16 protein-coding genes are annotated in these 22,023 nt (G+C 63.5%); 4 read left to right on the top strand and 12 right to left on the bottom strand.

The window, feature by feature from the left end:
- The first annotated feature begins 132 nt into the window (after positions 1-132).
- Positions 133-3,423: a fused isobutyryl-CoA mutase/GTPase IcmF gene (gene icmF / locus LNV06_RS10535; RefSeq protein WP_263538198.1), complete on the top strand. Its 3,291-nt coding sequence runs from the start codon at positions 133-135 to the stop codon at positions 3,421-3,423.
- A 142-nt stretch (positions 3,424-3,565) separates the two neighbouring features.
- Here the strand turns inward: icmF and LNV06_RS10540 are convergent, their stop codons facing one another.
- The gene (locus LNV06_RS10540) at positions 3,566-4,429 is read right to left on the bottom strand and encodes a substrate-binding periplasmic protein (RefSeq protein WP_263538199.1); all 864 of its coding nucleotides are present in this window, start codon (positions 4,427-4,429) and stop codon (positions 3,566-3,568) included.
- A gap of 277 nt (positions 4,430-4,706) precedes the next feature.
- On the opposite strand from LNV06_RS10540, the gene LNV06_RS10545 reads away from it, so the two are divergent.
- Both LNV06_RS10545 and LNV06_RS10550 read left to right on the top strand, forming a co-directional pair.
- Positions 4,707-5,501, top strand: coding sequence for a DUF6683 family protein (locus LNV06_RS10545; protein WP_263538200.1), 795 nt, complete (start codon positions 4,707-4,709; stop codon positions 5,499-5,501).
- Positions 5,502-5,794: 293 nt separating this feature from the next.
- Positions 5,795-6,172 (top strand): rhodanese-like domain-containing protein, encoded by a 378-nt coding sequence (locus LNV06_RS10550; RefSeq protein WP_263538201.1) that lies wholly within the window; start codon positions 5,795-5,797, stop codon positions 6,170-6,172.
- A gap of 33 nt (positions 6,173-6,205) precedes the next feature.
- On the opposite strand, the gene LNV06_RS10555 is transcribed toward LNV06_RS10550, so the two are convergent.
- The 7 genes from LNV06_RS10555 to LNV06_RS10585 all read right to left on the bottom strand — a co-directional run bounded on the left by LNV06_RS10555 (position 6,206) and on the right by LNV06_RS10585 (position 16,567).
- Entirely contained in the window at positions 6,206-7,153 is a 948-nt protein-coding gene (locus LNV06_RS10555) for an SMP-30/gluconolactonase/LRE family protein (RefSeq protein ID WP_263538202.1), read from the bottom strand.
- 82 nt (positions 7,154-7,235) lie between these two features.
- On the bottom strand, positions 7,236-7,691 hold the full coding sequence (locus tag LNV06_RS10560; RefSeq protein WP_263538203.1) for an Lrp/AsnC family transcriptional regulator: 456 nt from the start codon (positions 7,689-7,691) through the stop codon (positions 7,236-7,238).
- A gap of 56 nt (positions 7,692-7,747) precedes the next feature.
- Positions 7,748-9,346, bottom strand: a complete 1,599-nt coding sequence (locus tag LNV06_RS10565; RefSeq protein WP_263538204.1) for an oleate hydratase — start codon at positions 9,344-9,346, stop codon at positions 7,748-7,750.
- Between the two features lie 109 nt (positions 9,347-9,455).
- Positions 9,456-10,028 carry a Crp/Fnr family transcriptional regulator gene (locus tag LNV06_RS10570; RefSeq protein WP_263538205.1) on the bottom strand — a complete coding sequence of 191 codons (573 nt, stop codon included), beginning with the start codon at positions 10,026-10,028 and terminating at the stop codon, positions 9,456-9,458.
- Between the two features lie 124 nt (positions 10,029-10,152).
- Positions 10,153-12,252 carry an FAD-binding oxidoreductase gene (locus tag LNV06_RS10575; protein ID WP_263538206.1) on the bottom strand — a complete coding sequence of 700 codons (2,100 nt, stop codon included), beginning with the start codon at positions 12,250-12,252 and terminating at the stop codon, positions 10,153-10,155.
- 35 nt (positions 12,253-12,287) lie between these two features.
- The gene (locus tag LNV06_RS10580; protein ID WP_263538207.1) at positions 12,288-12,908 is read right to left on the bottom strand and encodes a glutathione S-transferase family protein; all 621 of its coding nucleotides are present in this window, start codon (positions 12,906-12,908) and stop codon (positions 12,288-12,290) included.
- A 158-nt stretch (positions 12,909-13,066) separates the two neighbouring features.
- Complete coding sequence (locus tag LNV06_RS10585; RefSeq protein WP_263538208.1) at positions 13,067-16,567, bottom strand: YhaN family protein; 3,501 nt, start codon at positions 16,565-16,567, stop codon at positions 13,067-13,069.
- Between the two features lie 156 nt (positions 16,568-16,723).
- Between LNV06_RS10585 and LNV06_RS10590 the strand changes: the two genes are divergently transcribed.
- Positions 16,724-17,326, top strand: coding sequence for a 2-hydroxychromene-2-carboxylate isomerase (locus LNV06_RS10590; protein WP_263538209.1), 603 nt, complete (start codon positions 16,724-16,726; stop codon positions 17,324-17,326).
- Between the two features lie 186 nt (positions 17,327-17,512).
- On the opposite strand, the gene LNV06_RS10595 is transcribed toward LNV06_RS10590, so the two are convergent.
- From LNV06_RS10595 to recD, 4 genes are all read right to left on the bottom strand, one after another.
- Positions 17,513-17,752, bottom strand: coding sequence for a hypothetical protein (locus LNV06_RS10595; RefSeq protein WP_263538210.1), 240 nt, complete (start codon positions 17,750-17,752; stop codon positions 17,513-17,515).
- 80 nt (positions 17,753-17,832) lie between these two features.
- Positions 17,833-18,525 (bottom strand): DUF3313 family protein, encoded by a 693-nt coding sequence (locus LNV06_RS10600; RefSeq protein ID WP_263538211.1) that lies wholly within the window; start codon positions 18,523-18,525, stop codon positions 17,833-17,835.
- A gap of 166 nt (positions 18,526-18,691) precedes the next feature.
- Complete coding sequence (locus LNV06_RS10605; protein ID WP_263538212.1) at positions 18,692-19,966, bottom strand: metallophosphoesterase family protein; 1,275 nt, start codon at positions 19,964-19,966, stop codon at positions 18,692-18,694.
- Positions 19,963-22,011, bottom strand: coding sequence for an exodeoxyribonuclease V subunit alpha (recD, locus tag LNV06_RS10610; protein WP_263538213.1), 2,049 nt, complete (start codon positions 22,009-22,011; stop codon positions 19,963-19,965). Before recD ends, LNV06_RS10605 begins: the two co-directional genes overlap by 4 nt.
- Positions 22,012-22,023: the final 12 nt, after the last annotated feature.

Consider the following 22,023-nt stretch of genomic DNA (forward strand, 5'->3'; position numbering starts at 1 on the left):
CACAGCAGCCTCAACGCTGCCGTGTTTTGAATCGGCAAATGACGTTTACGTAAACGTCAATCAAGCTCTAGAATCAGCGAAGTTTTGCTGATACAAAAGGCACCCACCCTGGGCTGCCGCTGGAGACCTTCGATGACCGACTTGTCCGCCGAATCCAAAGCCCTGGCCAATTACCGCCCCAGCAACAAGGTGCGCTTCGTGACGGCCGCCAGCCTCTTCGACGGCCACGATGCGGCCATCAACATCATGCGTCGCATCCTGCAAGGCATGGGCGCCGAGGTGATCCACCTGGGCCACAACCGCTCGGTCGACGAGGTGGTCACCGCGGCCCTGCAAGAGGACGCGCAAGGCATCGCCATCAGCTCCTACCAGGGCGGCCATGTCGAGTACTTCAAATACATGGTCGAGTTGCTCAAGCAACGCGGCGGAGAACACATCCAGGTCTTCGGCGGCGGCGGCGGCGTGATCGTGCCGGCCGAGATCCGCGATCTGGCAGAACATGGCGTGCGCATCTTCAGCCCCGAAGACGGCCAGCGCATGGGCCTGCAAGGCATGATCGGCGAGATGGTGATGAAGGCCGACCAGGACTTCAGCGTCTACGCGCCCACCGCATTGACTGCCTTGCAAGGCCATAGCGAAGGCGCCTGGCGCGCCCTGGCCCAGCTGATCACCGCACTCGAAAACGACAAGGCCGACGCGAATTTGGTGGCCGAGTTGCAAGCAGCGGCCAAGACCATCAAGGTGCCCGTGCTGGGCATCACCGGCACCGGCGGCGCCGGCAAGTCCAGCCTGACCGACGAGCTGATTCGCCGCCTGCGCTTGGACCAAAACGACGCCCTGCGCGTGGCCGTCATCTCCATCGACCCCTCGCGCCGCAAGAGCGGCGGTGCCCTGCTCGGCGATCGCATTCGCATGAACGCGATTGGCCCCTGGAGCCTTGGCGCCCGCGTTTTCATGCGCAGCCTCGCCACCCGTGACTTCGGCAGCGAAATCTCCCCGGCCCTGCCCGACGCGATCGCAGCCGCCAAAGTGGCGGGCTTCGATTTGATCGTGGTCGAGACCTCCGGCATCGGTCAGGGCGATGCGGCCATCGTGCCGCATGTGGATGTGCCCATGTATGTGATGACGCCCGAGTTCGGCGCCGCCAGCCAGCTCGAGAAGATCGATATGCTGGACTTTGCCGAGTTCGTGGCCATCAACAAATTCGACCGCAAGGGTGCGCTGGACGCGATCCGCGATGTCGCCAAGCAGGTGCAGCGCAACAAGGAAGCCTGGACCACGTCGCCGGACCAGATGCCCGTCTTCGGCACCATGGCCAGCCGCTTCAACGACGACGGTGTCACCGCGCTCTACCAGGCGCTGAAACCGCGCCTGGCCGAATTGGGCCTGCAGTTCCAAGAAGGCCGCCTGCCCCTGGTCAACACCCGCCACAGCACCCACCAGACCCCGGTGGTGCCCGCTGCGCGTGTGCGTTATCTGGCCGAGATCGCTGACACGGTGCGCGGCTACAAAAAGCGCGCTCGCCAGCAGGCCACGCTGGCCCGTGAGATTCAACAGCTCTGGGGCAGCTCACGCATGCTGCTGGAAGCTAACCCCGATAAGCATCGGGCACGCGAAGCCTTGTCTGAGCTCGCCAAGCTGCGCGAGGACCAGATGGAGGCCGGCGCCCGCCACCTGCTCAAGCAGTGGCCCGATATGCAAAAGGCCTATGCCGGTGACGAGTATGTGGTGAAGATCCGCGACAAGGAGATCCGCACCAACCTCGTCCACACCAGCTTGTCGGGCACCAAGGTCCGCAAGGTCGTGCTGCCGCACTACGAGTGCCATGGCGAGCTGCTGAAGTGGCTGCTGCTGGAGAACGTGCCGGGCAGCTTCCCTTACACCGCCGGCGTGTTTGCCTTCAAGCGCGAGGGCGAGGACCCAACCCGCATGTTCGCGGGCGAAGGCGATGCCTTCCGCACGAATCGCCGCTTCAAGCTGGTGTCCGAGGGCATGCCGGCCAAGCGACTGTCCACCGCCTTTGACTCGGTCACGCTCTACGGCGCCGACCCGGCACCACGCCCGGATATCTACGGCAAGGTCGGCAACTCCGGCGTGTCGATTGCCACGCTGGACGATATGAAGGTGCTGTACGACGGCTTCGACCTGTGCAGCCCGACGACCTCCGTCTCGATGACCATCAACGGCCCAGCGCCGACGATTCTGGCCATGTTCATGAACACGGCCATCGACCAGAACATCGCCAAGTTCAAGGCCGACAACGGCCGCGACCCGACGTTTGATGAAGCCGCCAAGATCAAGGACTGGGTGCTGGCCAATGTGCGCGGCACGGTGCAGGCCGACATCCTGAAGGAAGACCAGGGCCAGAACACCTGCATCTTCTCGACCGAGTTCTCGCTCAAGGTGATGGGCGACATCGCCGAGTATTTCGTGCACCACAATGTGCGCAATTTCTACTCCGTCTCGATCAGCGGTTATCACATTGCCGAGGCAGGCGCGAATCCGATCAGCCAGCTGGCACTCACGCTCTCCAACGGCTTCACCTTTGTGGAAGCCTATCTGGCGCGCGGCATGCACATCGATGACTTCGCGCCGAATCTGAGCTTCTTCTTCTCTAACGGCATGGACCCCGAGTACACCGTGCTCGGCCGCGTGGCCCGCCGCATCTGGGCCGTGGCCATGCGCGACAAATACGGCGCCAACGAACGCAGCCAGAAGCTGAAGTACCACATCCAGACTTCGGGCCGCTCCCTGCACGCGCAGGAGATCCAGTTCAACGACATACGCACCACGCTGCAGGCCCTGATCGCCATCTACGACAACTGCAACAGCCTGCACACCAACGCGTTTGACGAGGCCATCACCACGCCGACCGAAGAGTCGGTGCGCCGCGCCATGGCCATCCAGCTGATCATCAACCGCGAGTGGGGCCTGGCCAAGAATGAGAACCCCAGCCAAGGCGCCTTCATCATCGAAGAGCTGACCGAGCTGTTGGAAGAAGCGGTGCTTGCTGAGTTCGAGAAGATCGCCGAGCGCGGCGGCGTGCTGGGCGCCATGGAAACCGGCTACCAGCGCAGCAAGATCCAGGAAGAGAGCATGCATTACGAGATGCTCAAACACACCGGTGAGTACCCCATCATCGGCGTCAACACCTTCCGCAATCCGCATGGCGACCAGGTGATGGAGAGCATCGAGCTGGCCCGCTCCACCGACGAAGAAAAGCAAAGCCAGCTGCACCGCCTGCGCGACTTCCACGCCAGCCATGCGGCCGACAGCGCCACTCAGTTGCAGCGCCTGCAGCAGGCCGTCATCGACAACAAGAATGTCTTTGAGGTGCTGATGGACGCGGTGCGCGTCTGCTCCTTGGGCCAAATCACCTCGGCGCTCTTCGAAGTGGGTGGCCAGTACCGGCGCAGCATGTAAGCGCTGAGGCGGGCCCGCGTCGCCCCGTCGCCCCGTCGCCCCGTCGCCGAGTTCAGCCCAGCTCAACTCAAAGTGCTCTGCGTCATAAAAAAAGGCCTCCGCGTGAGGCCTTTTTTGCGAGCGCCAACGCCGGCCTAGGCGGTCAAGTACTCAGGCGTCCTGGCTCTTCCCACAACTCGGGGCGGCGCAGCGGTGTGGCGGCCGGCAACAAGGGGTTGCGCAGCGCGAGCACATGGCGCTCATGCAAGTCCAGCCGTTTCGACTGCGTTCGCATATGTTGGTTGAACAGCGCCAGCAAACTTCCGTCGCTCAAGGCTCGTTCCAAGCCGCGGCTGAGGTCTTCTGCCAAGCGCGGTTCGCGAGGACTGACGAAGAAGTAAAAAGCCGTCGGATAACGCAAGAGCAAGCCGGGTGCAATGACCAGATCATGTGAGGCGCCGAAACGCGCCAAGTCATCTTCGATCTCCAGCACCGAACGCGGAAAGTAATCGGTACGCCCGCGCTCCAACATCGCAAACAAGCTGCTGTAAGAGCTGCCGGTGCCCACTTTCAGCCCATTGGCGCGCAGGATCTGCGTGTCAGGCCAGTCATGCATCTGGCCGGCGGTCATGGAAGCCAAGCCGTCCAGGCTGCGGATACCGGCAAAGCGCTGCTGATCGGCCCGTCGCACCAACAAAAGGCGCCAACCCATCAAACCGCGGTCGAGCGGAAAACGCAGCGGCAGCAACTCTCGTTCGCGCACATCGCTGGTCATGCTCCAAAGTACATCGACGGGGCCCTGGCCCGAACTCAGCTGCCGGATCGCCCGGCCCTGCCCGACCGGCTGCGGCACCGGCTGCAAGTGATAAGGCACTCCGCAATGCTCAAGCGCCAGCTTCAAAACCTCAATGCAGTAGCGGCGGAACGGGTCTTCCAGCCCACCGAACAAGGGGTAGCGGATTTGCCGCGACACGGCGGTCGACGCTGACGAAGCCACGGCCGGCGCCGCTGCCGAAGTCCAAGACAAGGCAGGTGGCAAAGTCAAGCGGAGCAAAAGCGAACGTCGATCCATCGGTGCACAGCTTGCAAAAGAAGGCGAGAAGTCGAGCAGAACCAGCGCGCATTGTGCGGTGGCCCTGTGTCACTGTCATCAGGGCAAATCAGCGCTCGGCCGCGAACTGCGCACCTGGCTGTGCAGGTAATAAGCACGCTACACGGGGGTCCATTGGCTTGTCTGCGCCCTCTAGACTGCCAATCAGAAAGAGTTGAGCTCAAGCTTGCTTCGCTACGATGAGGAGCCCGAAATGTCACAAATTGGATTGAGGAGGCAGCAGCGCCGGTCGCTGTCCTTGGTGTCGCCGGTTTTTCTGTCCCTGCTCTTAAGCCTGATGGGCAAACCGGCTCTGGCCTTTGACATCCCGCCACCGCCACCGCCGCTCTACCAAGGGCTGATCTTTCCGCTGTTCCCTGGCTCCTCAGCCCTGCCCTTCTCCAGCAGTTCAACGCGCAACGCCTCTGGCGACAAGGCAGACAAGACCGTCAAGGCCGCTGCGCCGGTGTCGCCAAGTGGCACCGCCACCTCAACTCAGACCCCTGCGCTCGACCGCGCCAAGCTCCAAGCCCATGCTCGTGAATTGGCGAACTTTGCACCCTCAGCGCAGCGTGAAGCTGTGGCGCAGTCCTATCTGCAGTCTTTTGAGGGCTATCTACAGCTCGAGCGCAAACTGAGCCTGCCAGAGAACGATGTAGCCAACGGCTTGGCCGCCTTCATCGCTGGTAACTATATGGCGCTGAATCAAGTCGAGGTGCCGGACGCTCACTTTGCCCGTTTGGCAGGCCAGCTGCGCGAAGCCTTGCCCAAGAACCCGGGCTTCCAAACCATGACAGCCCAGGCCAAACGAAAGCTCTACGAGCAAGGTGCCATGCAAGGCATGTTCATGGCCCTGGCCCGCCTGGCCTTTTTGAAGCAGCCCCAAGCCGCAGCCGAGCAGAACTATCGGGCCGCCGCACGCGCCGCTTTGGAAGCGGCGCTGCAACTGCCGGCAGAACAGGTTCGCATTGATGCGCAAGGCCTGCACCTGGGCACGCGCGCGCCCTGAGCTCGATCAGGTCGACAAGGCGAGGATGAAGCGCCGCTTGGCCAGCTGCTGCACGGTCTGCACTGATGGCCCGCCGCGCAAGGCGGAGGCTTGCTGGGCTATTCCGCGCTGACACCTGCAGAAATTCGCCTGGCCGCCAAAAGCCTGCAAGCATTGAAGCACCGTCTTTCATAAGCCCAACTATTGCTGATCTTGGCGCGCACGATGCGCGCGGCGTGCTGGCGTTCCCGCCGGGCTTGCGGTAAAACCGGCGCTGGCTTTGATTGTTTTCCCTCAAGTTCAAGGAGCAGACCATGAACTGGAATATGAGCTTGTTGCCGGTGGAGGCGCAGCCCCATCCGGCGGTGCATGAAGACCATTCGCACGCCGAAGCCGCTGCAGCGACGTCGCAGCCCTTGCCGCCCGACTGCTTGCTGATCGATGTGCGCTCCTACGCCGAGTACATGGCCGGCCATCTGCCCGATGCCCACTGCCTGCCCCTGCCGCAGATGGCGCATCTGGTCAGCCAAATGGCGCCTGACCACGAGGCGCCCATCGTGCTGTATTGCTCCTCCGGCGGACGCGCCGAGCAAGCGCTGGGCCTGCTGCAACGCCTGGGCTACAAGAATGTGCGCAATGGCGGCGGCGCGATTGCGCTGGGCAAGAAACTGGGCAAATCCATCGAGCATTGAGGCGCCGGGCGCATCACTGCGCCGCCGCACTCCTCAAAACGTCTTGGCTCCACTGACCGCCAGCAAAACCGCGTACAGCGAACTGCTGGCACAGATGAACAGACGATTGCGCTTGGGCCCGCCAAAGACCAGATTGGACACCCGCTCGGGCATCACGATGCGGCCGATCAGCGTGCCGTCCGGCAAGTGGCAATGCACCGCGCAGCCGGCGCTGGTCCAGATGCGGCCCTCCTCATCGCAGCGAAAGCCATCGTAAAAGCCGGTCTCACAAGTGATGAAGACCTCGCCGCCACTCAAGTCGCCCGTCGCCCCCACCTGGAAGCGCCGCATCGTGCCGATGTCCTGCTCCGTATCGGCGATGTAGAGCGTACATTCATCGGGCGAGAAGGCCAGGCCATTGGGGCCTTTGAAGTCGTCGGCCACGACGCGCAAGTCGCCCGTCGCCGGGTCGAGCCGGTAGACGTAGCAGCCCGGCAGCTCTTGCTCGGCCTTGATGCCCTCGTAATTGGAGGTGATGCCGTAGTTCGGGTCGGTGAACCAAATCGTGCCATCGGACTTGACCACCACATCATTCGGGCTGTTCAGGCGCCGGCCCTGATAACGATCCGCCAGCACGGTCAGGCGGCCATCATGCTCGGTTCGCACGACACGGCGGCCGCCATGCTCGCAGCTGATCAGCCGCCCTTGGCGATCGATGGTGTTGCCATTGCTGTAGCCACTGGGACTGCGGAACACACCGACCTGGCCTGTGCACTCGTCAAAGCGCAGCATGCGCTCATTCGGAATATCGCTCCAAACCAGCGAGCGCAGCGCCGGAAAATACGCCGGCCCCTCGGCCCAGCGGCAGCCGGTGTAGAGCTGCTCAAGCCGGGCGCTGCTGCGCACACAGTCTTCAAAGCGAGGATCGATGAACTCGAACGGGCACCTTGAGGGCACGAGTGGGGGCGGGGCAAAACTGGTGGTGGAATTGAGCGTCGTCATGCCCAAAATTCTCGGTCGACTCGCATGCGGCGGCGCGGCGATTGGCGTGTCGAAAACGCAGCTTTGCGGCGTTCTCTCGGGCCTAGAGCGGCAGGTTCAGCCCGCGCTTGCTGGTCTCCAGCACAAAGGTCGATCGGAACTTTTTGATATTGCCTTTGTCAAAAAATAGGCGTCGCGTCAGCCGCTCAAAGCCGGCCATATCGACCGCATTGACGATGAGCACAAAGTCGCTCTCGCCGGCCACGTAATAGCACTGCTGCACCTCGGGCTGCGCATCCATCTGGCGCTTGAAGCCATCGATCACCGCCTCCCGGCTGGCCTCGGCCAGTTGCACCTCGACGATGGCGGTGACGCCAAAACCCAAGGCACGCGGATCCAAGACCGCCACCTGGGCCTCGATCACGCCGTCCTCGCGCAGCTTTTTGATGCGGCGCTGCACCGCGGTGGCCGACAAGCCGACCTCGGTGGCAATCGCCTCCGAACTGAGGCGCGCATCGTGTTGCAGCAGGGCCAGGATGCGGCGATCCAATCGATCCATTTCAGGCATGGCTGAAGTATCGACGATGCCGCACCCCGCCCCTAAAGCAAGGCGCCTTACTTGAAGGCCTTCAGCAAAGCCTCAAACTTGGTCTTCACCGCGTGGTCATGCGGAATGATGGCCGGCACTGCACGCTTCACCTTCAGCAACTCATAAACCGCCATTTGCGCAGCACGCACCGAGTATTCGACGGTGAATACCACGTCGTCGGCGATCTCCACGAACTGGCTGACGAAGGCCAGATTCTTCGAGCTCTTGGGCACCGGCAAAGGCCGGTCGCTGAGCGCACGCGGCATGAACATGCTGGTGATGTAGGGCATGTGGCAAGGGATGCAATTGGCTTGCGCCACGGCATCCAAATCAAAGCGCAGATGGCCGCAAAGCTCGCGCAAGATCTCTTCACCCGTGCAATCAGCCATGGGCTTGGCCACGAAGTTGCCGACGCGATCGGGGAACAAGGCATAACCCCAGAACACCTGCACATCGGCCGGCTGATTGGCAAAGTGCGGCTGATGCGCCAGCACGATGGACATCAACCAGTTGGAGTCCTTGAAGGTCACCAAGCCGCCTGTCCCCGGCTCATTGCCACTGAAGGCGCGCATCTTGTCGAAGAACACCGTGTCCTTGAGGGTGACGGTGAAGGAGTTCCACATCGACTCGGCAATGCTGCTGTTGAAGGCGGCCGGGTTGCCAAACTCAGGCCGATCCTTGGCCAGCTTTTCCCACAGGGTCCAGCCGCCGCTGTCGCGCTTGCTCAAGGCAGGCGGCGCGCTGTGCATGGAGCCCAGGCTGGAGGCATCGGTCATGGAGGCGTTCTGGAAGAAGACCAGATCATCGGCCCCCACCTCAACGCGTTCAGTGGCGCCCGCGCGTTGCAGCTGAATCGCCGTCACCACGAACTTGCCGCCCTCTTCACGGTGCTCCAGGTCGGTGGCCTTGGCGTCCATCACGAACTGCACACCCTGGGCTTGCAACCAAGCTTGCAGCGGGCGCACAAAAGAGTCGTACTGGTTATAGACGGTTCGCTTGACGCCGCCCAGCGTCTCGATGCGGGAGAACTCCAGCATGAAGCGATGCAGATAACGCTTGAACTCCACAGCGCTGTGCCAAGGCTGGAAGGCGAAGGTGGTGGCCCACATGAACCAAAACTCGGTCTGGAAGAAGGCGGGCGAGAGCCAGTCGGTGATGGTGGAGGTGCCCAGCTCTTCTTCACTGGCATTGCTCAGGCGCAGCAGTTCTACCCGGTCATGCATGGAGAAGCCCATGGACTCGACCGGCATCTTGGCGCGCTGGCGATTGACCAAGCGCGCCATCGAATGGGCCTTGTACTTCTCGTTGAAATCCAGGGTTTCGTCGAACACGCTTTGCCCAGCATGCTCCAGCGAAGGGATGGTCTTGAACAGGTCCCAGGTGCACTCGTAGTTATCGGTGGTCAGCATGCGGCCGCCACGCAGCGAGTAGCCGCGCTCGGCGTCGCCGGCGCCGTCCAGGCTGCCGCCCATCAGCGGGGAGGCTTCAAAAATGGTGATGTTGGCGCCGGGCACTTGGGCGTCCCGGATCATGAAGGCCGCAGCGGCCATGGAACCGATGCCACCGCCGAGCAGATAGGCTTTGATGAAAGACGTGGCGCGATTGGAAGCAGGTGTTGTCGACATGGCGAAAGAGTGGAATCAACAAAGAGGTGCTCAGCTTCGTCGCTGCAAGCCGCACTTCAAATGATTCAAATCAATCGCTCGGACTCCTGCGTTCCGGCTTTGCGCCAGATCAATCCCGCAGGCGTTTTCGGATCCGGCTCAAGGCCTCGGGCGTCACGCCCAAGTAATGCGCGATATCGCGCTGCTGAATGCGCCCGGCCAGCGCCGGGTAACTGTTCAAGAAGGACTGATAGCGCTCTTCGGGCCGCATGGTCAGCAGCTCACGCTCGCGCTGCTCCTTGCGCACGATATGCCGCTCCAGCAATTGCAAGACCGCGCCTTGCCAGCTGGCGTGGCGATCCATCAGGGCGCGCAAGCTGGCATAAGCGATCTGCTCGACCTGGCAAGACTCCAGCGCAATGGCCGAGTAGTCGGTCTTCTGGCCGGCCACCAAGACATTCGGGCAGGCAAAGAAATCGCCTTCGCCAATGAAGGACTTGATCCACTCCTCGCCCTGCTCATTGAAATAGCTGAGCTTGACCATGCCACGGCGGATCACATAGACGAAGGGCTGCCATTCGCCTTCGGCAAAGATGTCGGCGCCCTTGTCGAAGTGGGCCAATCGATACACCGGGGCTAGCTGTTCCCAATCCGGAAGCGGTGCCGCGGCGGCTTGTTCAAAGAGAAGTCGGGTCTGATGCATGAAGTGAGACAAAAGGATTCAGCGCTGGAGACACGCGTGGGCGCCAACTCCAGCCCAGGCAGCCGTCCGAACGTTTCGATCGGCCAGGCTCTCCAGCCCTCTCAGTATCGCTGCTGGCCTTCACTCACAACTTCAAGACCAGCTTGACGGGCTGCCCCTCGCCACGTGGTGCCGCCGGCATGGCGCAGCAAATCAAGGCCTCCCCCGGCGCAGTCTTGAAGGCTGGCGCTGTCGAATAACTTACCTCGCCTTCCAAAACCAGGGTGCGGCAGCTGCCACAACTTCCGACCCGGCAGCTGAACTCGGGGCTGAGGCCGCGCGCCTCGGCCAGATCGAGCAGCGTGCCGCTGCCCGGCGTCCAGCGCGCTTCTTTGCTGGAATCGGCAAATTGCACCGCCACATCGACCTGCGCCACCGGTGCCAAAGCAGGCTGGGCGGGCAGGATGGCCGCCAAGTCAAGCCGCCGCTGCAGCGAGGCCGGCCCAAAGGCTTCGGCATGGATGCGCTCATCGGCCACCCGCTGATCGCGCAGCCCGTCATAGAGGGCCTGCATGAACGGCGGCGGGCCGCAGAGATAGAAATCGTGGTCGCCAAAAGGCAGCGCCGCTTGCAAGAGCGCCATGTCGATGCGGCCCTGCAAATCGTAGTCGCGCCCCTTCAGGCTGTCCGTCTCGGGCGCATGGGTCACACGCACGATCTGCACGGCGCCACCGGCGCGCAGCTGCAACTCGGCCAACTCCCGATTGAAGGCGCGATCGGCGTTGTTGCGTGTCGAGTAGAACAGGTAAGTCGGCCGGACGCGCCGCTTGCGCAGGCCCTCGAACACCACATGGCGCAACATTGCCAACATCGGCGTCACGCCGATGCCGCCGGCCAAGAGCACCAGCGGCCGGCGCTGCAGCGCGTCAACGATGAAATCGCCCTGCGGGGCACGAGCCTCGATCAGATCGCCGACCTTGAGCTGCTCATGCAAATACTCGGACACCTGCCCGCCGCGCTTGATGCTGAGGCGATAGAAACCGTCGCTCGGCGCCGCCGACAAGGTGTAGCTGCGGATCAAGACCTTGCCGTCTATCGTCAAGCGGATCGGCAGATGCTGGCCGGCCTGAAACGGCGCCAGCGCATGGCCATCGGCCGGCTCCAGATAGAAGCTGCGCACGCTGATGCTTTCATCCTCCACGCGAGCGAGTTTGAAGGGCCGCCAGGCCTTGCGCAGGGCCGCAGTGGCCAAGCGCGCCGCGGCCTCGTCCCAGGAGCCGGTCATCAAAGAATTGGGCGAGAGCTCATCGAGGCGCCAGCGCAGGGCCAGCGTACCGCGGCGTCGAATCACCTGCTCGACGCGAAAGGTCCAGATCCGCTCGGCGCCTTGGAAGGCATCGATCTCCGCGCCCTCGAACTGAATCTCGGTCGCGCCGCTCAGCTGCAAGACATCGCCATTGCTGAAGTCAATAAAGATCAAGCCGGCACGCGGATTGAGCAGCAGATTGCCAAAGGTGTTGAAGTGCATATTGCCGGCAAAGTCCGGAATGCGCAGCAAATCTCCGCCCGCCTGCACTTTCAGCTGAACAAAACCCGGCTTGCCGCCGCGGTGCGAGACATCGACCGAGCGCTGCGGATGCTCAGGCTCGCCGCCGGGGTGGCTGCTGGCCACAAAGAAGGTGTCGGCAGCGGCGATCAGCGCACGCGCTTCATCGTCAAGCCCGCTCAGCCGCTCCAGCGGCGCCCGGTATTCGCTATCCGGCGCGCGAGCAAAACTGAAGGCCCGGTCTTGGATGTATTGCGGGCAGTTGCCGAAGGAATGGCCCACCTCAAGCGAAAAGCCCTGGTCCGAGGCCGCCGAGATCCGTCCATTCAGCCGGTTACGCCGACGGGTGTCCAACTCGATACCCAGCATGCCCAGCGGCGCGCCGGCCCGAATGCTCTCGCGCACCGGGTCGCCCAAGCCCGGCAGCGCGGCCACATCGAGCCGACGAGGGTCGGGCGAGTGCATAAAGCCGGGCTGGCCCTCGATCAGGCTGGCCCAGGGCGCCCCCTGCTCGTCCACCGCGCCCACCACCATGAATGGCAATTGGCCGTAGAAGATGCGATGCTGGTCGGGCATGTAGTCGCGGATGACCCGCCGGCCGAAGCTGTCCAATTGCGCTGCATTGCCCATGCGTTGATGGATGCGGCGTTCGCCGCTGTGCCAGGGCGAGCCGACTGCGGGAATGAATTCATTCGACATGGCGGGCCTCTTCAATCAAAGCGCAAGCAAGCGACTCAGGCGGCCAGACCGACCGGGGTCTTTTGCATCGCCACGAAGCCGGGCAAGGCTTCGATACGGGCCAACCAGGCACGCACATTCGGGTAGGCCTCGAGCGAGACATTGCCCTCCGGTGCATGGGCGATATAGCTGTAATTGGCAATATCGGCAATGCTGGGCTTGGCGCCAATCAGGAAGGCCTTGTGGCTGAGTTCCCTGTCCATCACGGCCAGCAAGCCATGGGCGCGAGCAATCACTTCCTCAGCCTTGAAGCCGGCGCCGAACACCGTCACCAAGCGGGCAGCGGCGGGGCCAAAGGCTACCAGTCCAGCGGCCACCGACAACCAGCGTTGCACCGCGGCCTCACCGACCGCGTCACTGGGCAGCCAGTCGGCATTGCCATAACGGCGAGCCAAGTAGACCAGGATCGCATTCGAGTCGGCCAGCACGACCCCGGCGTCCTCTATCACCGGCACTTGGCCAAAGGGATTCATGGCCAGGAACTCGGCACTCTTTTGTTCGCCCTTGCGCAGATCGACCTCGATCAAGTCGGTGGGCACATGAAGCAGGGACAGGGCCAGACGCACACGGTGGGCGTGGCCAGAGAGCGGGAAGGTGTAGAGCTTGACTGCGGACATGAGGGATTCTCCAAATCAGAAGGGGGATGGCGCCGGCTGCTTGTTGCACCGATTCGCCGTTCAGCGAATGGCTGAACTGTCCCGTATTCCGACCAACAGCAGAAGTCACACCAAGATCAACTCACCCTTCCACATTTCGGAACAATCGCCAACTAGCCTCATAGGCGAATGATGTTCACCTCAGCGCCCACCGCCTGCCGAACCAAACCCTCCAAATGCTGGTGGTGGCTCAAGAAAATCACCTGGGTGCGCTCCGACAAATCGGCCAGCGCTCTCAAGCCCGCCTCGGCACGAGCGTCGTCGTAATTGATGAACAAGTCATCGGCGATGAAGGGCAAGGCATGGCTGGCGTCCTGCCCCAGATGCAACTCCAGCGCCGCCAAGCGTAGCGCCATGAAGAGTTGATCGCGAGTGCCTTCGCTCATGCCGCCAATGGCCACCAGGCGGCCATCGGCGCGCAGACCTTGCAAACTCAGCGGCGTCACATCGAAGTCAAGCGCCAGGCGCTGGAAAGAGCCGCGCGTCAAGGCGGCAAAAATCTCGCCAGCACGACTCAGCATCGGGCCCTGCTTGGTTTCGCGGTAACGATCGATGGCCCACTTCAGCAAACGGGCCGCGGTGTAGACCTTGACATAACGTTCTGCCGCATTGGCCATCTTGGCCAGCGCATCCTGGCGCTGGCCTTCGGCGCGCGCTGCATCGTCTTGACCCGCAATCTGCGCCAAGGCCGCATCGGCTTGGGTCAGCTCGGCCATCAAGGCGTCGCCTTGCTGCTGTGCCTCCGCGATCTGGCGCCCCAAGTCGGCCATCTGCACCGGCAGCTGCACCAAGTCCACCGCCGCCATCTCGGTTTGCAAAGCTTCGACCGAGAGGCCGTCACCGCCTTCTTGCAAAGCCTGGCGCGCCGCCATCACTTGCGCATTCAGGCGACGCCGCGCTTCGCTTGCCTCAATCACGGCAGGCAGCTCTGAGGCATCGTCCAGCCCCGCCAACTTGAGCAAAGGCTGCAGACGCGCTTCTGCTTTGGCGCACTGCAGCGCCGTGGCAGCCAACTGCGCCTGCAGGTCTTGCACCGACTGCTCCAAGCGCTGTGCTTCCTGGGCCGCGGCACGCGCCGCGCTGAGGTCCAAGCTCAACTGGCGAATCCAGGCCTCGGCAGCCTCGCCCTCGGGCGCCGCCTGGCCCAAGACCGCACCGCAGCGCGCGAGATCGCGCTCAAAGTCAGCCCACTCGGTTTGCATCACTTGAATCTTGTGCTGGCGCAGTTCCAGCACCGCGCGCAGCCCGGCCTCTACCCGTGCCATGGCCGCACAGACCTCGTCAGCCAGGGCCGGATCCAAACCAGAGGCCAAACGCAGGCGCTGGCAGGCTTGCGTCCATGCGTTTTGCCAGGCTTGCATTTGCTGCCCCGCGACCGCGCACTTCTCGCGCAGCCCGGCTTGCGTCTGACTGGCAAGTTCGATCTGCCTTTGCAAGGACTGCGCCTGAACCTGGGCCGCAGTAGCAGCCTCCACTGCAGCGCCGGCCTGCAAGACCAGACTCGCCAAATCCAGCGCTGCGTCGGCACTGGCTTCAAGTGGCCCACCGGCAAGAGCCTGCAAGGCCACCCTCAACTCCTTGCAAGCCGCCTGTGTCTGCTGCTCGTTGGCCAAGGCTTCTTGCTGAGCAAGTAGCAGGGCTGCGCGCGCAGCCAGCACCCGCTCGCGCGCCAGGCGCCAAGCCTCCACATCGAGCAGGTCCAGTCCTGCCAGCCCCAGGCGCTCGGCGCTCGCGGCCCAGTCCTGCTGCTGCGCCAGCAGTTCGGCCTGCTGCGTCGACAAGTTCGCGGCGGTCTCATCAATCATCAGGCTCAAGCGCGCTTGAGCATCCAGCTTGGCTTGCAACTCACTGGCCTCACGCGCTTTGGCATAACGGCGATCGGCCACACCATCGGCTGCTTGTACGGCCGACTCAAAGGCCGGCGCCGCCTCAAGCAAATTCAGCGCGCCGTCGCGAATACGCAGCCATGCGGCGTCACGCTCGGCTCGCTGTTGCGCCACGTCCTCACTGCTGACCGGTTGATGGGCCTGACGGTATTGACTGAGCGCCAGCTCAGCACTGGCCCGCTCGGCGCGCAATGCCGCCAGACGCTCCTCCAGCGCGCTGCAACGCGACTTCAGCTCGGCCACGCGTTGCAAGCGCTGCTGCATGGCGGCCTCGGAGGGCAGCGCCAACTCGGCCAAAGCCACATCAGACAAAGCCTGGGCGCCCAGGCCGCGCCGTGCAATGTCCAAGTCGGCTTGCAGCCGCAAGAGTTGCGCTTGTTCGCGCCGCTGCGTTTGTTGCACATCGCCCAGCGCGCGAGCCCGCGCCAGCCCGGCCTGCAGCTGGGCCGAAGGGGCCTGCACCGCCAGGCTCTTCAGCTGCAATTGCAGCGCCGCCAACTCCAGGCCCTTCTCGGCCAGCGCCGCCTCGCTGAGGCGACAGGTCTGGTCCAGCAGCTCATAACGCTTGGCCAAAACGGCAAAGGCCGCACGCTCAGGCAAGCTCGGCAGCTGCTCGCTCAGGCTTTGCTCATCGCTGGCCCGCCAGCCCAGATAGCGCGCGTCGGCCTGCAGTTGCGAGCCGTACACCTTGATCTCGGACTGGCAACGTTCGATATCGCGCCCGTGGTGACGCACCTGAAAAGCAAGTTGCTGCAAGGCCTCAATGGCGGACTGTTGCTGCAGCAGACGGTGATCGACGTGCAAGGCGTCCAAGCGCGATTGCGCCCGCTCCGCCTGCGCCGTCAGCAACTGCCGGCTGCTGGCGGCGGCGGCCAACTCCAGCTCCAACTCGGCCAACACACGGCCGGCGTCCTCGGGCAGTTGCAGCGCCGGGCTCAGCCCGCTGAGGGTCTGCAGTTCTTCCAAGGCTTGCTGGCCGTGATCCAGCTGACGCAAGGCGGGTGCCACACGCCGAACTCGTTCCAAGGCGCTGCGCTGCAGGTCCAGGACCTGCAGTTGTTGACGCAGGGCTTCACGACGCTGCTGCAAGCTTTCGCTGCGCTGGCGCGCGTCCATCCAATCCTTGGTGCGCACGGTCGCGGCCTTCAGCGCGGCCTCCGCGGCGGCCAACTCGTCGCTGGCCTGGTAGTAGGCCCGGTCGCCCGAGCGACGCTTGGCCCAGAGCTTGTCGGCCTCGGCCTCTAGGCTCTCACGCACCGCACCCAGGCTGCCGATGCCGGCCGCCGACTGGAACAAGATCTGCCCGATATCGTTCTGAGCACTCAGAATTGCCTGGCCGCCCGCCTCCAAGCGGCCATGGTCCAGGCCAAACATCTGCTCGAAAAAAGCCCGGTCACTGCTGGCCAAGAACGCCGCCAATGCGGACTCTGGCAAGACCTGACCCTGCGCATCCAACAAGGACTTGGTCCTCGCCTTGGTGCGCACAAAGTCCAGACTTTGCTCGCCGAGCTCAATACGGCCGCCCAGGCGCATCTCGGCCTTGGCATGCAAAAAATCGTAGTTGGAGCGGTTCTCGATGCCGAAGAGCAGATCAAGAATCGCCTGCCGCGTGGTGGACTTGCCGGCCTCGTTGGCGCCAACAATCAGATGGAAGTCACGCTTGGCTTGCGGAAACACCAGACGCTGGTCGGTGAACTTGCCGTAGCGACTCAGATCGAGGTGTTGGAAGCGCATGAAAAGGACGGCTGGGCAGAGTTTTTAAGGGCGGATTCACAGCGCAAATCTCCCGTGATTCCTGCCGTGAAGACGGGCACTGTACTGCCTACCGGCGCCTTTGATCTGTCACACAATGCCCGCCTACAATCCGCGCCAATTCAAGGGAGTGAATCCATGTCAGCACCGATCGATTTCTTTTTCGACTTTGCCTCGCCCTATGGCTATATCGCCTCGCAGCAAATCGACAAGATTGCCGCGCAATACGGACGTTCGGTGACTTGGCGCGCCATTGTGCTGGATGCCAATTTCCAATCGCTGGAGCGCATCCGCATTCCCAGCAACATCATGCGCAGCGACTACATCCGCCGCGATGCCGAGCGCTTGGCGGCCTATTACTCAACGCCCTACAAGACGCCCAGCAACCTGGGCGCCCATACCGAGCAGGCCGCGCGTATTTTTCACTGGGTGCATGACCGCCAACCCGAGCAGGGCCGCGACTTTGCCCATCGGGTCTTGAAAGCCTATTTCGTCGATGACCAAAACATCGCCGCCGAAGAGGTGCTGCAAGCCATCGCCACCGACATTGGCTTGAGCGCGGATGACTTTCAAGACGCCAGCGCCAATCCCGCCAGCCGCGCCCGCCTGAAGGCGGAAGTGGACATGGCGGAAGCTCGCGGCGTATTCGGCTCGCCCTTCTTCATCGTCGAGGGCGAGCGCTTTTGGGGCAATGACCGCCTGCCGCAGCTGGAGCGCTGGCTGGCCAACGGCCCATATTGAGTTTGTGAGTTTGCCCCCAAGGCCGCCGCACAGCGGCGGCCGCCCCCCGAGGGGGAGCAAAAAGCTCGGGGCGGCCCTTCGCTTTTTCGTTTGCCCCCAAGGCCGCCGCACTGCGGCGTCCGCCCCCCGAGGGGGAGCAAAAAGCTCGGGGCGGCCCTTCGCTTTTTCAATCGCGCAATTCAGAACTCAAGCCAACAGGCCCTGCGCCAGCTTGCGCAGCGCGGCGGCGTCCAGCGTCTTGCCGGGGCTTTGTTCGCAGATGACGGCCACGCGATTCAAGAGGCCGGCCGCGAAACGGTGCGCTGCGGCCAAGGTTTCCTCATCGGTGTCGTAGGTGTCATAGGCCTCCACGGCCACGCCGCTGTCATTGGCGATTGCCTTGACATTGATCTTGTGAGCTGGGTTGGCTGCGCCTGAAGTGGCCATAAAGAACTCCTGAAAAAGGTCGATCCGGCCAATGTACAGGCAGCCTCGGTCCCCCGCGGCTGCCCCTGCGCGAAACGCGCTTACTTTTTGCCGATCTCGTGCGCCTTGTCGAGTGACTTGCGCAAGACCTTGGCCCAGGCCGAGGCCATGATTTCGGCCTCTTGGGCGTTCATCACGCGGTTGCTCCAAGTCAGCTGACCGGGGAAGTTACGCGCTTCGCGGCGGTCCACCATGCGCGCCAAGACCTGGCCGGTTTCTGAATCGCGCAACTCAGCCACCAGCGTGGCTTCGCCAGCCGAGGCCACATAGGTCCGGGTGCGGCCCGCCGCCAAGGTGTCGGGCGCATTCACATACAGATCGATGATGCTGACCTTGACGCGCAAGACGTCTGGCCCGGCGCCCTTCACCAGCGGATAGCCCTCCTTGGCCTGCAAGGTCTTGGCGAACTCCTCTTGCACGATAGTCGCCATGCCGCTGCGGATGTCTTCGCGCTCTTCATTGCTCAGCTTGAAGTTGCTGCCGGTGCGCTTGGGGTCCCAGTATTTGGAGAAGCTGACCTCCACCGGGTCGAGAATCACCTTGCTGTAGCCGGCCAAGCTGGCGCCAGGGCGCGCATAGGCCAGGTCCACCTCTTTGAGCTTGATCTGCTGCAGGCCGTCATGGCTCATGCGCTCTTCCACCTCTTTGCTCAGCTTGGCGGCAAAGGCATTGCTCATCAACATCGACAGAGAAATCAGCACGGCCGCGCCGGTGCTGCGTGAGGAAATCTTCATGGCTTACCCTCCTGGCGTCTATGACAAGTACAGCGATGGCGCCCAAGGCGTTCTTCATGCTGCTGAAGTCCAACTTTAGCGGCGCAGGAGGCCGCTGCCCAGGCTCTGTACGCAATCCATACAAAGAGCGCACCGAATCCCTACCTAAGGGGGAACTCCGGTGGAGCTAGTTCGCCTCGTTCGCCTGTTCAGCCGTGGCCAACTGTGCCAACAAGGCAGGCGTTACGGCATCGATCAAGCCGAGCACCTCGCCGCGCCGAATCGCCTGAAACTCGGGCAAGGCCTCAATCAAGGCCAGCGGCGCCTTGGCGGTCAAGAGTTGCAGGTCCTCGCTGAGGCTGCGCAGAAAATCGGCATCCTCCGGCACCTCGGCCAGCAAGGCCTGCAGGTCAGCAATCGCATCGGCGCGCGCCGCCAATTGGCCAGCGTCCAGCGCCGGCGAGGTTTCGAGCTTGAGCTTTTCAATCCACAAACGCCCGCCTTGCAAAGCCGCGGCCTGGGCCAAGATCTCCTCGCGCAACTGCGCCTCCAGACCAAAGAGCAGGCCGTGCGCCGAGGTGCGCCCCTGCAAGCAGACCCGCACCGCCAGCGGCCAGTTGCCGCATTGGCTCAGCAACAAATGCTCCAGCGCCCGCCCGGCCAGCGCCACCACGGCGGGCAGGTCGGCGGCTTCGCTGACATCGATGTCAAGACGCTCCCAGCGCAAGACGTCCACGATCAAACGCTCCACCGTTTGGATGCCGCTGTGATCGGCCGTCACCAAAACCGCGCCGCGCGGCCCGGCCTCGCGAATATGGCGCCCTTGCAGATTGCCGGGAAAGACCACCCAGGGCGACTCGCTCAGCACCGCATGCTCATGCACATGGCCCAGAGCCCAGTAGTCATAGCCCTTGGCGCACAACTCGGCCAGGCTACAAGGGGCATAACGGGCGTGCGCAGCGTAGCCCTCCAAAGCCGTATGCAGCACGCCGATATTGAGCCAGCCGCTCAGCGGGTCGGGGTACCCCAGGGCCAGGTTCTCGGTGGTAGCGGCATCCTTGAAGCTGCGGCCATGCAGGGCCACGCGCAGATCTTCGATGCGATGGGTGCTGGGCTTGCGGCTGTCGAACAGATGGACATTCGGCGGCAGCGTCAACCGACGCGTCATCTCGCTCTCGGCATCATGGTTGCCATAGAGCAGATAGACCGGAATGCCGGCCTGATGCAGGCGCACCATCTCGCCGACGAAGAAATGACCGGTGTTGTAGTCGCGCCAGTCGCCGTCGTAGAGGTCGCCGGCGATCACCATGAAGTCCACCGCCTCGTCGATGGCGGCGTCGATCAATCGGGCGAAGGCCTCGCGGCTGGCCGAGCGCAGGGTCTGCAGCGGCGCATTGGGATAAGAGGCCAGCCCGCACAAGGGGCTGTCCAGATGGATGTCGGCGGCGTGGATGAACTTCATGGCTGAGCGGGATTGTCGGCGCTCTCGCCCCCAGGTGCTTCGGCCAGCAACTCCAGCAAGCCGCTGGCGCGCCGGGTGCGCTGGGCCAAGGCCATGGCGAAGGCCGGCGCCCGGCCGCTGACCAGGGTGAAGGCTTTGCGGGCGCGAGTGATGCCGGTGTAGACCAGCTCGCGCGTCAGCCCGCCGCCACCCTCGGCCGGCAGTACCAAGACCGTGTGCTCAAACTCCGAGCCCTGCGATTTATGTACCGTCAGCGCAAAAGCGGTTTCCACATCGGCCAGGCGACTGACCGCCACCGAGCGCAAGCTCTGCCCGTCAGAAAAATAGGCGCGCAGACGATTGCTGCCACCCGCCGCTTCGTCCTGCCCTTGCGGGCGCAGCACGATGCCAATATCGCCGTTGAAGACGCCCAGCCCCGCATCATTGCGGGTCACCATCACCGGCCGGCCCTCATACCATTCGCCGCGTTTGCTCAGCAAGCCATCGGCGATCAGGGCGCGTTCTACGGCCAGATTCAAGCCCTCGGTGCCCCAGTCGCCCTCGCGCACCGCGCAAAGCAAGCGGAAGCGCTCAAACGCCGTCAGCACCGCCAAGACCCAGGACGCAAAGGCCTCGGCCGTTCCTGGCCGCTGCGCCAATAACTTCAGATAACTGCGGTAACCACCTTCAGCGCCGGGGCGCCCCTGCAGCGCCAAACGCACCGCCGCCTCAGCAGAAGCCGCCTGAACGTTCAACAAGACTTGGTCTTGGCCTTCACTCAAAAGCTGCTGCGCCTGCCGTGCGTCGCCACGGTTCACGGCCAGAGCCAGCTGACCAATCGGGCCACCAAAGCGCCGGCTCTCGCGCAGCATCACGGTTTGCTGGGCCAGCGGGGAGGCGCCTTCACCTGCTGGCAAAAGGAACTCGTTCGGCAAGGTCTGCCCCGTCACCGCCGCGGCATAGGCCGCCGTGCGGGGCAGATAACGGCCCAACTCCGCGTCACGGCACAAATCGCCTAGCACCGCGCCCGCTTCCACCGAAGCCAGCTGGTCTTTGTCACCCAGCAGAATCAAGCGCCCGCCCGGCGGCATTGCATCCAAAAGCGCCGCCATCATCTCCAAATGAATCATCGAGGCCTCATCGACGATCAAGACATCCAGGGGCAGCGGATGCGCAGCGTCGGCGCGCAGCTTACGGGTGTCGGGCCGAGCGCCCAGCAAGGCGTGCAGAGTGCGGGCGGCGCCCATCTGGCCGGCCAGCTTCTGCAGATCCAGGGAAACCCCCAGCTGGCCTTGCAACTGGCTAAGGGCCGATTCGATGGACTGCTTCAGCCGCGCGGCCGCCTTGCCAGTCGGCGCAGCTAGGCCCACGCGCAAGCGCTGGGCGTCCGGGTCAATGGCGAACAACAAGGCCAGCAAGCGAGCTGCGGTGTAGGTCTTGCCGGTGCCGGGGCCGCCGGTGATGACAGACAGGCGCCCGGCTACTGCAACGCCGCAGGCGAGCTTTTGCCAGTCCAGTGGGGCTGACTCGCCTGCGCTGGGGAACATGCGATCCAACCATTGACGCACCTGGGTGGTGTCAGCCCTCGGCCCCACCGTCGCCCGCGCCAATAGCTGCGCCGCCACCCGCTGCTCATAGGCCCAGTAGCGGCGCAGATACAGCTTGCTGCCGCGCAAAACCAGCGGTTCGCCCTGGCCCGCTTGCGTCGAGCCCTCAGCGCCCGGTGCATCGACAAAAACCAAGGGGCTGGCTTGCAAGGCGCTCAGCCACTCGGCCAGGCTGGCAGGTAGGCAGCCCTGCAGCAGCTCGCGCAAGGCCTGGGCTTGCGGCGGCTTCCAGCCCAGCAGGCCTTCGGCATCGGCCAATAGCTCATCCAAAGCCAGACAGCTGTGGCCGCGCCCCTCCATATGGGCCAGCAGCGCGCTGGCCAGCAATAGCGCGGCAGGCGCATCGGCCTGCTGCTCGCGCACAAAGCCGGCAAAAGCAGCATCCAAACGCCGAATCGTGCCGGCATCTCGCCAGCTCCCCAGCGCTTGCATCACCTGCGCGGCGGCGTCCCTAGGCATCAGCTCTTCCCC

The sequence above is a fragment of the Paucibacter sp. Y2R2-4 genome (assembly GCF_025717535.1).
Taxonomy (GTDB): domain Bacteria; phylum Pseudomonadota; class Gammaproteobacteria; order Burkholderiales; family Burkholderiaceae_C; genus Paucibacter_A.

What these genes read in the sequence shown, in the direction of transcription:
- icmF (WP_263538198.1), top strand. Translation starts at nt 133, where the DNA reads ATGACCGACTTGTCCGCCGAATCCAAAGCCCTGGCCAATTACCGCCCC.
- LNV06_RS10560 (WP_263538203.1), bottom strand. Translation starts at nt 7,691, where the DNA reads ATGGATCGATTGGATCGCCGCATCCTGGCCCTGCTGCAACACGATGCG.
- LNV06_RS10575 (WP_263538206.1), bottom strand. Translation starts at nt 12,252, where the DNA reads ATGTCGAATGAATTCATTCCCGCAGTCGGCTCGCCCTGGCACAGCGGC.
- LNV06_RS10590 (WP_263538209.1), top strand. Translation starts at nt 16,724, where the DNA reads ATGTCAGCACCGATCGATTTCTTTTTCGACTTTGCCTCGCCCTATGGC.
- LNV06_RS10570 (WP_263538205.1), bottom strand. Translation starts at nt 10,028, where the DNA reads ATGCATCAGACCCGACTTCTCTTTGAACAAGCCGCCGCGGCACCGCTT.
- LNV06_RS10545 (WP_263538200.1), top strand. Translation starts at nt 4,707, where the DNA reads ATGTCACAAATTGGATTGAGGAGGCAGCAGCGCCGGTCGCTGTCCTTG.
- LNV06_RS10600 (WP_263538211.1), bottom strand. Translation starts at nt 18,525, where the DNA reads ATGAAGATTTCCTCACGCAGCACCGGCGCGGCCGTGCTGATTTCTCTG.
- LNV06_RS10585 (WP_263538208.1), bottom strand. Translation starts at nt 16,567, where the DNA reads ATGCGCTTCCAACACCTCGATCTGAGTCGCTACGGCAAGTTCACCGAC.
- LNV06_RS10565 (WP_263538204.1), bottom strand. Translation starts at nt 9,346, where the DNA reads ATGTCGACAACACCTGCTTCCAATCGCGCCACGTCTTTCATCAAAGCC.
- LNV06_RS10580 (WP_263538207.1), bottom strand. Translation starts at nt 12,908, where the DNA reads ATGTCCGCAGTCAAGCTCTACACCTTCCCGCTCTCTGGCCACGCCCAC.
- LNV06_RS10595 (WP_263538210.1), bottom strand. Translation starts at nt 17,752, where the DNA reads ATGGCCACTTCAGGCGCAGCCAACCCAGCTCACAAGATCAATGTCAAG.
- LNV06_RS10550 (WP_263538201.1), top strand. Translation starts at nt 5,795, where the DNA reads ATGAACTGGAATATGAGCTTGTTGCCGGTGGAGGCGCAGCCCCATCCG.
- LNV06_RS10605 (WP_263538212.1), bottom strand. Translation starts at nt 19,966, where the DNA reads ATGAAGTTCATCCACGCCGCCGACATCCATCTGGACAGCCCCTTGTGC.
- recD (WP_263538213.1), bottom strand. Translation starts at nt 22,011, where the DNA reads ATGCCTAGGGACGCCGCCGCGCAGGTGATGCAAGCGCTGGGGAGCTGG.
- LNV06_RS10555 (WP_263538202.1), bottom strand. Translation starts at nt 7,153, where the DNA reads ATGACGACGCTCAATTCCACCACCAGTTTTGCCCCGCCCCCACTCGTG.